Here is a 12,882-nt window from a genome sequence, read left to right as displayed (position 1 = left end):
TTTATGCGCTATAATGTCCGGTTCTGCGGCGCTTGGTGCTGAAACCGTATTGTGAGTGAAGAATGAATCAAGAACAACAGCAATCTCAACTGAAACAACTGATAGCAAAAGGTAAAGCGCAGGGGTATCTGACCTACGCAGAAGTCAATGATCATTTGCCTAGCGATATCATTGATCCTGAGCAGATTGACGATATTATTGGCATGATCAATGATATGGGGATACAGGTTTATGAAGTGGCCCCGGATGACGATGATTCCCTTATTTCGTCTGATACGGTTGTGTCCGGCGGCGACGACGACGAAGAAGTTGCCGAAGTAGCAGCATTAGCCTCTGTCGATAGTGAGTTTGGGCGCACCACTGACCCCGTCAGGCTATATATGCGTGAAATGGGTTCAGTTGAATTGTTGACGCGTGAGCAAGAGCTGAAAATCGCAAAACGCATTGAAGAAGGTCAGCGTCAGATAGTGAGTGCGGTTGCTCGATCTGGATTTATCGTTGAATCATTCGTTGAAACGTTTGATACCGTTGCAGATGAAGAGTTTAGTACACGTTTAGGTGATTTGGTTCAGGGTTTTACTGATTACTCCGATGTTGATGCGGATGATAATACCGATGATACTGTTGACGTAGACGACGCACCGGTGGATGAGTCTGCTGACGAAGAGGAAGAGGTCAAAACTCTTGATTACAATGAAGTCAAGGAAAAAGTCGATCTGCTGAAAAAAGCCTTGAAATCAGCAATGACGGCAGTAAAAAAACACGGCTATGGGCATGATAAAACTCAAAAAGCTTTTGATGTTGTCGATGAGGTTTTTTCCGAGTTCAAATGGACGCCTCAATATCTGAAAAGAATGACATCCATTGCGGATGATATGGTTGCTGCCATACGTGAGCAAGATAAACAGGTTTTAGACGCATGCGTCAAAAAAGCCAAGGTTCCAAGGCGCGATTTTATTAATGCCTATACTGAAAATGAAGCGCAACCGAACTGGTTAGAGCAGTTTATTCAGGATAATCCCAAATATGCGGATGGGCTAAATGCCAATCGGGACAAGATTAAGCAAGCTCAGCAAAACTTAGCTGATCTTGAGGCGCAATATGGCTTGAGCATCGCCAATTTAAAAAACATTTGCCGCAATATTACCTTGGGTGAAGCTAAAGCCAGGCGAGCAAAAAAAGAAATGATAGAGGCCAATTTACGATTGGTGATTTCCATCGCGAAGAAATATACCAACCGTGGTTTGCAGTTCCTGGATCTGATACAGGAAGGTAACATCGGCTTGATGAAAGCCGTGGACAAGTTTGAATATCGTCGTGGTTACAAATTTTCGACCTATGCAACTTGGTGGATTCGTCAGGCGATTACGCGCTCGATCGCTGATCAGGCCAGAACTATCCGGATTCCGGTGCATATGATAGAAACTATCAATAAGCTAAATCGTGTCTCAAGACAGATTTTGCAGGAACAAGGTCGTGAGGCAACGCCGGAGGAATTGGCGGAACGCATGGAAATGCCGGAAGACAAAATCCGTAAGGTGTTGAAAATTGCCAAAGAGCCTATTTCGATGGAAACCCCGATTGGTGATGACGAAGATTCGCATTTGGGTGACTTTATCGAAGATTCCAAGATGCTATCGCCGGTAGAATCTGCTACAATCGCCGGCCTTCGCGAGTCTACGCAGAATGTGTTAGCTGGATTAACAGCCAGAGAAGCGAAAGTATTGCGTATGCGTTTTGGTATCAACATGAATACCGACCATACCTTGGAAGAGGTAGGCAAACAATTTGATGTGACGCGGGAACGTATCCGTCAAATCGAAGCCAAAGCATTGCGTAAATTAAGACATCCATCCAGATCTGAGCAGTTGCGCTGCTTCCTGGACGGCGAATAAAATCCGGGCCCTTAGCTCAGTTGGTCAGAGCTTCCGACTCATAATCGGCAGGTCGTAGGTTCAAGTCCTACAGGGCCCACCATAATACCCTAGGCCGTTTTATACGGCCTTTTCTATATTCACACTATTTAATCGTGAGGTGTGTCACCGTGAATAAAAACTATCTTTTTACCTCTGAATCCGTATCCGAAGGCCATCCCGATAAAGTGGCGGACCAAATTTCCGATGCGATTGTCGATGCGCTATTAGAGCAAGATCCACGTTCCAGAGTGGCTTGTGAGACCATGGTAAAAACCGGGATGGTTATTCTGGCTGGCGAAATTACCACGGATGCCTGGGTGGATACTGAGGAACTGGTTAGAAAAGTCGTTTGTGAAATTGGTTACGATCACGGTGACATCGGTTTCGATGGTAATAGTTGTGCAGTATTAAATGCGATTGGTAAACAGTCTGCCGACATCGCCATGGGGGTTGATGAATCCAATAACCATGAACAAGGCGCGGGTGATCAAGGCTTGATGTTTGGCTATGCTAGCAACGAAACCGACGTCTTCATGCCGGCGCCGATCACTTATGCGCATCGTTTGGTAGAAAGACAAGCCCAATTGCGCAAAAATAAAACCCTGCCTTGGTTGCGCCCTGATGCCAAAAGCCAGGTGACTTTCCGTTACGAAAACAACAAGCCGGTGGCAATCGATGCCGTGGTGTTGTCTACACAGCATGCGCCGGAAGTGGGTGGCAAAATGCTGGAAGAAGCGGTGATGGATGAAATCATCCTGCCAACCCTGCCATCAGAATGGCTGCATAAAGATACTAAATATTTCATCAATCCTACCGGCCAGTTCATCATCGGCGGTCCGGTGGGTGACTGTGGTTTAACCGGTCGTAAAATTATCGTCGATACCTACGGCGGTATGGCTAGACACGGCGGTGGCGCATTTTCCGGTAAAGATCCTTCCAAAGTCGATAGATCAGCAGCTTACATGGCCCGCTATGTAGCCAAGAACATCGTTGCTGCCGGTTTGGCCGAACGCTGCGAGATTCAAGTCTCTTATGCTATCGGTGTTGCCGAGCCTACGTCTATTACTGTTGAAACTTTTGGCACTGGAAAAGTCGAAGAAGCGCGTTTGGTTGAAATCGTCCGCGAGCATTTCGATTTAAGACCCAAAGGTCTGATCTCGCAATTGGGATTGCTCAAACCAATCTATCGCCCAACGGCTGCTTACGGTCATTTCGGACGCAACGAAGCCAGCTTTAGCTGGGAAAGAACCGACAAAGCCGAAGCGTTAAAAGACGCTGCCGGTATTTAAACTAGGGAGTTAAAGAATGAGTCAAACCGATTACAAAGTCGCCGATATTAGCTTGGCAGACTGGGGCCGTAAAGAAATCAATATCGCCGAGACCGAAATGCCGGGCCTGATGGCTTTGCGTAGCGAATTTGGCGCGCAACAGCCCTTGAAAGGCGCGCGAATTGCTGGTTGTTTGCACATGACTATCCAAACTGCCGTGTTGATTGAAACCCTGACAGCATTGGGTGCCGAAGTACGTTGGTCGTCCTGCAATATTTTTTCTACTCAGGATCACGCAGCGGCGGCGATTGCAGCGGCTGGTGTGCCGGTATTTGCCTGGAAAGGTGAGACTGAAGCCGAAGCCGAATGGTGTATCGAGCAAACCATACTCGGTCCTGATGGCTGGCGTCCGAACATGATTCTGGATGACGGTGGCGACTTGACCGTAATGATGCACAACAACTTTCCGGAGTTGATGGCGGACGTTAAAGGCTTGTCAGAAGAAACCACTACAGGTGTGTTGCGTTTGACTGAAATGGTGGCGAAAGGCACCTTGAAAGTCCCTGCCTTCAACGTTAATGACTCAGTAACCAAGTCCAAATTTGATAACCTATACGGTTGTCGCGAATCTTTGGTCGATGGCATCAAGCGTGCGACTGACGTGATGATAGCCGGTAAAATTGCCGTAGTTTGCGGTTATGGTGATGTCGGTAAAGGCTGTGCGCAATCGCTGCGTGGTTTAGGTGCTACCGTTTTGATTACCGAAATCGATCCAATCTGCGCCTTACAAGCGGCTATGGAAGGTTTTCGTGTAGTGACCATGAACGAAGCGGCGCCTATCGCCAATATCTTTGTCACCGCGACCGGTAACTTGAGTGTTATCACTCATGAACACATGAAAGCCATGCGCGACCAGGCTATCGTCTGCAATATCGGCCACTTCGATTCCGAAATCGAAATTGCCGCTATTCGTCAATACACTTGGGAAAACATCAAACCGCAAGTCGATCATGTGATTTTCCCGGATGGTAAACGCATCATCGTATTGGCTGAAGGTCGTCTGGTGAATCTGGGTTGTGCCACAGGCCATCCTAGTTTCGTGATGTCCAATTCATTCTGTAACCAGGTGTTGGCGCAACTCGAATTGTGGACCAATGCGGGTAGCTACGAAAATAAAGTTTACGTATTGCCGAAAAAACTGGATGAAAAAGTGGCTCGTGCGCATTTGGCGCAAATCGGCGTCAAACTGACCGAGTTAAGTGCTGAGCAAGCGGCTTACATCAATGTGCCGGTAGAAGGCCCATACAAACCTGATCACTACCGTTATTGATACGAGCTGAGTAAGTTACAAAAAAGGGGCTGAAAGCCCCTTTTTTTTGCAAGAAAAATATTTAATCACAGTGCCATCGCTGCTTCCACGCTGCTCATCACTAATGGTTTCGTGAATCCGGTAAGTTATTATTTTGCGTGATCCCTAACTACCGCTAAACAATTTATCAGCTTAATTTAGCTGGTGTAGCAAAGCCGCATTCTTCAATCGAATATTCACGGAAACACTTTCAAGCTTTGGGTTTACCGGTTGATTCTTTTGACTCCAAAAGGTACAAAATTTAAGGCAATCGGGGAGTCTATTTTCATAGAATTGCTCAATCGGATTTTCTTCTTGTTTATCAAGCCAGCGGTCATACTGTGATCGAGTATTCGTATCGAGCAAGACGTCACGCGCTTCACGAAAAGTTTGGGCTATTTTTACGGCTTCTTCTTCTCTGCCTGCAAAGTTGTCAGGATGATTTAATTTCATTAAAGCTCTGTAAGCAGTCTGAATCACTAGATATGGCGCATCTCGAGTGACTTTAAGTGTGTCGTAATACGTGGGGGCTTTAAGCATTTTCAAACTCCTGAAACAGGCAGGCCTTAAAACCCGCGAATAAATATGGACTTGCTAATGCGCAAGCCTGATATAAATCAGCAAGGTTGATGCCATTCTTGATTGAGAGTGTCGATGCGGTCGTAATAATGTGATTTTTGAATGATTTGACCTAAAAACATGCTGCGCAGGATAGATGAGAACGAGGTAATAAAAAGTGCTGACAAAATTGGCACTTCGAAATGCCAATATTGTCAGTTGAAGTGCTCGATTGAAACCTGTGCATGGACTGATTGAGTCATATCAAAGCAAGTCCATGTGTAAATGAGTGTTCTGGGTTGTGTTTATTGGTATGGGGGTAATTCAATGAAGCGTTATATCCATCTAACCTTACGAAAAATGAATAACAAAATAACAGCCACAAATGCCATGGACCCTAACAAAAAGTAATAGCCATTTTGATAGTGCAGCTCTGGCATATGTTCAAAATTCATCCCATAGATGCCGGCCATAAATGTCAGCGGAACAAAAATCACCGTCACCACTGTCAATATTTTCATAATATTGTTTAGATGATGTGAAGCAAGTGATATGTAACTGTCCATTAAATCGCTTGCCAGCTCATAATATAGATTAGCTAAACTACTAGCCCTTTCCAGGCGTTCATAGATATCGACAATATCATGAGTCAGCGATTGATCAATCGCGTAGTCAGTTCCGGATTTCAACTCCTGAAATAATTGGACTTGATAGGTCAGATAACGCCGCATTTTTTTTAACCGGGTACGATAATCGCTTAACTCATGTAATAAAGTATCTTTAGGCTTGGTTTGGATTTCATCTTCCAACTCCTCCAGCCTAGGCTCAAGATTGAGCAAAATATCCAGATATCGATCTACCACTAAGCGGGCTAAATCTAAAGCCAGTGAATGTGTGCCTTTTTGTATTAATCGGCTGTCTGCAGCTGCGATATCCCATAACTTATTAGTACTCAGTGACTCATTTGAATGTCGGGTGATTAAAAATCGATTAGCAACAAAAATCGAAATTTGAATAGTGCCGCAATTCATGATGTCGGATTGTGCATCCAGGCCTTTCAATAAAACAAATATGACATCATCAAACCGTTCAAGCTTGGGTGGGTGCCTGGGGCGTTGAGCATCTTCTATGGCTAAAGGATGCAAGCCAAAACAGTCTTTGAGTAAATGACTTTCTTCCTCAAGCGGAATATCTTGTAGGTCGACCCATATTTTTAAAGTCGTATCCAAAAGCCAGCGCTCAATCAGTTCTGCACCGCCTAACTGAAGGCAATTAGTTTTTGGATCAAAAAGTTGTACTCTTATCATTCAAATCCTGTTGTTAAAATGACTAAAAAAACGATATGGCGAGCTGCTGATTTTTGTTCACCATTCAATTAGCCCTTATCTCAGACTTTTTATCATAGTGATAGCGTTCAACGTCTGCAAGCCGGTTATGATATTCAACAGTTTCAGGTTTGTTAAGCCATAGCCATATTGACATGCGTTTCTACCAGAACTTTGGCGGTCTTGACCGCTGGAATTTTATTAACAGCAACCTTACAAAAGCCCTATGCATTTGGATAATCAATCGCTAGTCCAGCGCGATCTTGCCGTACTTTGGCATCCTTGCAGCCAGATGAAAGACCACGAACACTTACCGTTGATTCCGATTAGGTCCGGACTAGGTGTTTGGCTAGAAGATTTTGCTGGCAACCGATATCTGGATGCGATTAGTTCCTGGTGGGTGAATCTATTTGGGCACGCCAATCCATTGATTAATCAGGCTATTAAAGGGCAGCTCGACACCCTGGAACATGTCATTCTGGGTGGTTTTACCCATCAAGCGGCGGTAGAGTTGGCTGAAAAACTGGTGGAAATCACGCCGCCGGGCTTAAATAAATGTTTTTATGCGGATAATGGTTCCTCGGCGATAGAAGTGGCCTTGAAGATGAGTTTCCATTATTGGCGCAATCTTGGCCAATCACAAAAAACCAAATTCATCACCTTGGAAAATAGCTATCACGGCGAAACCTTGGGCGCGCTGGCTGTGGGAAATGTGGCTTTGTACAAAGACACTTACGGGCCTTTGTTGATGGATGTCATCACCGTAGCAGGACCTGATTGTTATTATCGGGAAGTCGGGGAATCCTGGGAACAGTATTCCAGCCGTCGGTTTGCAGATATGGACCTAGTGTTATCGGAACATGCGGACCAGGTTTGTGCGGTTATCGTCGAGCCATTGGTGCAATGCGCCGGCAGTATGCGCATGTATGATCCGGTATATTTAAAACTACTACGTGCAGCTTGCGATAAATACAACGTACATTTGATTGCCGATGAAATTGCGGTAGGATTTGGCCGTACCGGTACGTTGTTCGCTTGCGAGCAGGCCGGTATCAGTCCTGACTTTATGTGCTTATCCAAAGGATTAACAGGTGGTTATTTGCCGTTGTCGGCTGTCATGACCACTGATGTGGTGTATCAAGCCTTTTACGACGATTATCAAAATCTCACTGCATTTTTGCACTCGCATAGTTATACGGGTAATGCCTTGGGCTGCAGAGCCGCTCTGGCGACTATCGAAATATTTCAAACTCAGGATGTATTGGGCAATAATCGTCGGCTGGCTGAGGCGATGGCCAAAGCGGCGGAGCGCTTTAAAGAACATCCAAATGTGGCGGAAGTACGGCAAATCGGCATGATAGTCGCTATCGAGTTGGTCAAACACAAACAGAGCCGTCAGCCCTATCCCTGGCAGCAGCGACGGGGCTTAAAGGTTTATCAATACGCCTTATCCAAAGGCGTGCTATTGCGTCCATTGGGTAATGTCATTTATTTTATGCCGCCTTATGTAATTACCGAGCAGGAGATAGAACTTATGGCCGAAGTGGCTTGGCAAGGCATACAAATTGCGGTGCAAGACTAATGCGCGTGTCCCGTTTATATGTCAATGCGGCGTTGAATGTTGGCAGTCGCATCGAACTGGATGAGGATGCCGCGCATTATGTGCGCAGTGTGCTGCGACTCAAGCAGGATCAGAATATTGTATTGTTCAACGGTCAGGGTGGAGAATATCTAAGCCGCTTCAGCGAAGTCAGTCGTAAAAATGTACGCGTGGTGATTGAAACCTATCATGATCGAGATGTGGAATCATCGCTGTCTGTGAGATTAGGCATGGGAATTTCTCGGGGTGACCGTATGGATTGGGCGGTGCAAAAAGCGGTGGAGTTGGGGGTTACTCAGATGACCCCTCTGATGACCGAGCGCTGCGTGACCAAACTTAATGACGATAAAAAACAGCAGCGCCTGCAGCATTGGCAGCATATTGTGCAACATGCCGCCGAGCAGTCCGGGCGAACTTGCCTACCGTTGATGAGTGATATTGCAGAATTATCGGATTGGGTTGCGCAGCAACGAGGTTTACGCGTGTTTCTCGATCCTTATGCCGAGCAAACCTTAGCCGATTTACAGCCGGATAAGCAACACATCACATTATTATCCGGCCCAGAAGGCGGATTTAGTGATCGTGAAAGGCAAATTGCACAATCAGCCGGATTTGTGCCGGTAAGATTGGGTGCAAGGATTTTGCGCACAGAAACTGCCGTGTTATCGGCATTGAGTGCCGTGCAAACCCTGTGGGGTGACTTTCGTTGATGCGTTATTTGATTATTGCACTAGCACCGTTGGCTTGGTTGCTGTTGTTAGCTATGTCAGCCTGTTTGCTGGGTTTTGGTTTGCTACAATTGACTGGTGATGTATTGCCATTGGCGAAAGTCGTTAGCAGATTGACTTTAATTTTGCTGCTAATCAGTATCTTTCCATTAAGAAAAGCACTGCATTTAAGTTGGCAGGATTTAGGTTTTGCCACCTGCCCAGTTTTTTTTAGGCAAGTAGGCTATGGTTTCTTATTGGCAGTAATCACGCTATTGCCGGTGTTAATCGTGCTTTACGGGTTGGATGTGCACGTTTGGGATTTATCGCGAGTTTGGACATTAGCCAAAATCGTTGAAAAAACAGGTTTGGCCTTGTTGTTTGCGTTATTGATTGCTATCAATGAAGAAATACTGTTTCGTGGTTTATTATTGAGTGCCTTACGACGACACTTTTCGTTGGTTGTAGCTATTGCCATTAGCTCGTTTTATTATGCAGCATTGCATTTTTTAAAAAGTCGCGGTCAGATTCCTTATGATCAGCAAACCTTGAGCAGCGGTTTTGAGTTAATGGCGGAAGCCTTTGCGAATTGGCTGAACCCGGATATCGTTAGTGCCTTGATTGCTTTATTCGTAGTAGGGGTTTTTTTAGCCATATTAAGAAGCCATATACCGCAAAGCCTGGGTTTAACGATAGGCTGTCATGCAGGTTGGGTTTGGCAAATCAAGCTGAGTAAAGATCTTTTTAACGTTAATCCACAAGCGGATTATTTATATCTGGTTAGTGCTTACGATGGAGTGGTTGGACCTTTGGTCAGTGTCTGGCTGGTCATCGCGATTATGGTTTGGCTTAAAATGCAGCAAAAATCAGTCATTAGGGCTTGAGGCCCTATCAATTCATGCTATGCAGCCTTAATCAGGTCCATGCGCCTTGAAATAACGATCGGTCTCTTGCTTGACGACTTTCGACAGTATCAACAGCGCAATCAAGTTGGGCAGTGCCATCATGCCGTTCATCAGGTCGGAGAAATTCCAGACGAATTCCAGTTCCATCATCGCGCCGACGATCACCGTGGCGATAAAAGCGATACGGTAGATACGGATCGCGCGCGGCCCGAACAAATACTCGATGGCCTTTTCGCCGTAGTAATTCCAGCCTATCAAGGTGGAGAATGCGAACACTGAGGTGGCGATGGCCACCAGTATTTGTCCACTGCTGCCTAAGGTTTCGGCGAAGCTGGCGCTGGTCAATTGGCCGGCGGTGACACCGAGAGTCCAGGAATCGGCGGTCAGAATCACCAACGCAGTCATGGTGCAGACCAGCAGTGTGTCGATAAAAGTCTGGGTCATGCTGACCAGCGCCTGTTTGACCGGGTCATTGGTGCGTGCGGCTGCGGCGGCAATCGGTGCGGAACCCAGGCCCGACTCGTTGGAAAACACCCCGCGGGCAATGCCGAAGCGCATTGCCGCTGCAACGCCAGCGCCGGCAAAGCCACCGCTGGCCGAGGCGGGCGAGAAGGCATGACCGAAGATCAGTCCGAATGCGGCGGGGATTTCGGCGGCATTCAGCGCCAGCACCGTTAGCCCAGCACCGACATAGCCCACTATCATGAACGGCACCAGCACTGAGGTGAATTTGCCGATAGAGCGAATGCCGCCCAGGATCACCAGCGCCGTCAGCGTCGTTAACACCAGGCCGGTAACCCACGGTTCGACAGCGAACGTGGCTTCGAAAATTTTGGCAGTGGCATTGGCTTGGGTCATATTGCCGATGCCGAAGGTCGCCAGCGCGGTGAACAGTGCAAACAGCCAGCCAAGTTTAGGCAGGTGCGCACCCTTGGCCAGATAATACATAGGCCCGCCGCGCATGCCGTGCTCGCCTTTTTCCCGGTATTTGACCGCCAGCACTGCTTCGGAATATTTGGTTGCCATACCGACCAGTCCGGTCATCCACATCCAGAACACCGCCCCCGGCCCGCCAAGCGTGATTGCCGTCGCCACGCCGACGATGTTGCCAATGCCGACCGTCGCCGCCAAAGCAGTCATCAGCGCGGCAAAATGACTGATGTCGCCGGCATGCCCGTAGTCTTTATGAAAAATCAGCCGAAACGCCAACGGTAGCGCCCGAAACTGCAAGCCGCGTAGCAACACGGTCAAATACAAGCCTGTGCCTACCAATAATGTCAGCATCGGCGGTCCCCAGATCCAGCCGGACAAGGTGGCGATTAGCGATTCGAGGACTGGCATGGGTTGGGCTCCGGGGTGATTTACAACGAGTTATGCGTAATTTTAAGCGATAGGTTGGATATTAGTTCAACTCATGTAAGAGGAGTGCATTTTTGAAGTCAGTTCGTAGGCCGGAATACCCGCAGGGCACAAGTAAACTGATAATAAGCCGTTATATCGATCACGGCCATAAACCCTAGTGAAAACAAGAGATTACCTTTGAGAGCAAGTTTATTTTCGAGTACCAAAAATGGTTCGTACGGTTTAGCTTACCTTTTGTGTTTTTGCAGCTCGCTGATGTATATTTGCTTTGAACACTTTGCTAAGAAACGCCGCCCTTTGCAGGAAACTATTATGTTATTGATCTGGCCTATAACTTTCGATTTATGATGATACGCCGCATCAGTTTGCCGGTACGACTTGCCGTATTGGTCTTGTGGTTGCCAGCCTGCGCCGATTTGCAACCGTTTTCTGAGCCGATAAAACTGGATTCAACCCGTTGCGAACGGTTTTTTCAGGCTATAGATAAGCAGTTTGACGAATACGGAGTTGGGGATGCGGGAGCGGCAAAAATATCGGGCTTTGCCGGGTTGCGTGTCGATCGTTTTCTGGCCTCTTTTGCACAGCAGAATTTAACGACAGATGCTTATGCCGCATGGTTAAATCGTTTGCAGAAACTGGATGAAACCGCTCGGCTGATCGAATGGCGTAACCTGCCGGATAAAGCAAAATCGCGGTTGCAGTCTTCAGTGACTGGCGATGTGGAGGTGGCAATACACAGCTGTGGACAAATACTCGCCCAGCAGGTGCAGAATTCTCCCAGCCAACGCGCGCGCTTGCTAACCGAGCTACAGTCGCCGGAGGCCTATTCGACTTGGCAGCGGCTGTTCGGCCTGTATTATCTGACTCGCTGGGCGATTGTCGACGGTGTCAGGCAGCTGCATCAGGAAATGCAGGCGCCTTTCCTGCATAACGATCAAGCTGTCGATGGGCAGTTGATCCACTATGTGCCGCCTACTTCCCCCGCTATCCAGGCGGCTGACGTTGCCGCGATACTAGAACAGTCGGCAGCTAACCCATTGGCTATTCCGGAACCGTCTACAGACCAACTCGATCAACTATTTGCCGCCTTCGCGCCGGCATGGCTGGTTGATACCTTAAGCGACAACGACCGTATCGGCATGGTGAATATTACAGGCGACGGTGACGCTTATATAAACACTCAAAAGCCGATTGTTTATCGCCTGCCTTCCCATACCCGGTTTGGAAAGCAGATTTTACTGCAGCTGAATTATATGGTCTGGTTTACGGCCCGACCGCCTGACGGATTACTGGATATTTATGCGGGTCGCTTTGACGGCTTGATTTGGCGAGTCACCTTAAAAATGGACGGCCAGCCGCTGGTCTATGACAGCATTCATCCTTGCGGTTGTTATTACCAGATTTTTCCGGCGGAGACTGTGCGGGTAGTGCAGCCTGAGGACGGTTCGGAGCCGATTTTGACTCCGACGTCGATACTGGCTCATCAGCCTGGCGAACGGCTGCTGGTGAAAATCGCTGCCGGAAATCATTTTATCACCGGCATTGCCACCCAGCAGCCGGAGCCGGGAGCGATTGTTAAAAAATACGGCTGGCTAGCTTATGACGCACTGCGCTCGCTACCGATGCCAAACGGCGGATACCAAAGTTTATTCGACCAGGATGGCTTAATGCCCGGCAGCGAACGTTCCGAGCGGTTTCTACTATGGCCGATGGGCGTACCCAGCGCCGGCGCCATGCGACAATGGGGCACACATGCCATTGCATTTCTCGGCAAACGGCATTTTGATGACCCGTGGCTATTGGACAAGCTGCTACGGCCGCTTTGGGAATAAAGCTGTATGCTCGCAAGTAGCTATTTCCTTCGTTCCCACGCGCCGCGTCAATGCCATTAAG

General features: G+C 47.6%; 10 protein-coding genes and 1 tRNA gene. 8 read left to right on the top strand and 3 right to left on the bottom strand.

Annotation, left to right across the window (positions count from 1 at the left end):
* Positions 1-62: 62 nt before the first annotated feature.
* From rpoD to ahcY, 4 genes are all read left to right on the top strand, one after another.
* On the top strand, positions 63-1,895 hold the full coding sequence (rpoD, locus tag A1359_RS00685) for an RNA polymerase sigma factor RpoD (protein ID WP_066976501.1): 1,833 nt from the start codon (positions 63-65) through the stop codon (positions 1,893-1,895).
* A gap of 5 nt (positions 1,896-1,900) precedes the next feature.
* Positions 1,901-1,977, top strand: a tRNA-Ile gene (locus A1359_RS00680).
* Between the two features lie 67 nt (positions 1,978-2,044).
* Positions 2,045-3,205, top strand: coding sequence for a methionine adenosyltransferase (gene metK / locus A1359_RS00675; protein WP_066976498.1), 1,161 nt, complete (start codon positions 2,045-2,047; stop codon positions 3,203-3,205).
* Positions 3,206-3,221: 16 nt separating this feature from the next.
* A complete protein-coding gene (ahcY, locus tag A1359_RS00670) occupies positions 3,222-4,514 on the top strand; it encodes an adenosylhomocysteinase (RefSeq protein ID WP_066976495.1) in 1,293 nt (430 codons plus the stop codon).
* Positions 4,515-4,685: 171 nt separating this feature from the next.
* Here ahcY and A1359_RS00665 read toward each other — a convergent pair whose 3' ends face one another.
* A complete protein-coding gene (locus tag A1359_RS00665) occupies positions 4,686-5,072 on the bottom strand; it encodes a J domain-containing protein (protein ID WP_066976493.1) in 387 nt (128 codons plus the stop codon).
* Between the two features lie 353 nt (positions 5,073-5,425).
* Positions 5,426-6,397 carry a magnesium/cobalt transporter CorA gene (gene corA, locus A1359_RS00660; protein WP_066976490.1) on the bottom strand — a complete coding sequence of 324 codons (972 nt, stop codon included), beginning with the start codon at positions 6,395-6,397 and terminating at the stop codon, positions 5,426-5,428.
* A gap of 244 nt (positions 6,398-6,641) precedes the next feature.
* Here corA and A1359_RS00655 point away from each other — a divergent pair, with 244 nt between their 5' ends.
* From A1359_RS00655 to A1359_RS00645, 3 genes are read left to right on the top strand one after another with little or no spacing between them, the layout of a single operon-like run.
* A complete protein-coding gene (locus A1359_RS00655) occupies positions 6,642-7,997 on the top strand; it encodes an adenosylmethionine--8-amino-7-oxononanoate transaminase (RefSeq protein WP_066976486.1) in 1,356 nt (451 codons plus the stop codon).
* Positions 7,997-8,725, top strand: coding sequence for a 16S rRNA (uracil(1498)-N(3))-methyltransferase (locus A1359_RS00650; RefSeq protein WP_066976484.1), 729 nt, complete (start codon positions 7,997-7,999; stop codon positions 8,723-8,725). The genes A1359_RS00655 and A1359_RS00650 overlap by 1 nt, the downstream gene beginning before the upstream one ends.
* Positions 8,725-9,606, top strand: a complete 882-nt coding sequence (locus A1359_RS00645) for a CPBP family intramembrane glutamic endopeptidase (RefSeq protein ID WP_066976482.1) — start codon at positions 8,725-8,727, stop codon at positions 9,604-9,606. The genes A1359_RS00650 and A1359_RS00645 overlap by 1 nt, the downstream gene beginning before the upstream one ends.
* 27 nt (positions 9,607-9,633) lie before the next feature.
* On the opposite strand, the gene A1359_RS00640 is transcribed toward A1359_RS00645, so the two are convergent.
* The gene (locus tag A1359_RS00640) at positions 9,634-10,968 is read right to left on the bottom strand and encodes an alanine/glycine:cation symporter family protein (protein WP_066976479.1); all 1,335 of its coding nucleotides are present in this window, start codon (positions 10,966-10,968) and stop codon (positions 9,634-9,636) included.
* A gap of 365 nt (positions 10,969-11,333) precedes the next feature.
* Here A1359_RS00640 and A1359_RS00635 point away from each other — a divergent pair, with 365 nt between their 5' ends.
* On the top strand, positions 11,334-12,821 hold the full coding sequence (locus A1359_RS00635; protein ID WP_066976469.1) for a hypothetical protein: 1,488 nt from the start codon (positions 11,334-11,336) through the stop codon (positions 12,819-12,821).
* Positions 12,822-12,882 lie beyond the last annotated feature (61 nt).

Source organism: Methylomonas lenta (assembly GCF_001644015.1).
Classification (GTDB): Bacteria; Pseudomonadota; Gammaproteobacteria; order Methylococcales; family Methylomonadaceae; genus Methylomonas; species Methylomonas lenta.
This window is presented reverse-complemented; position numbering and strand designations above follow the sequence as displayed.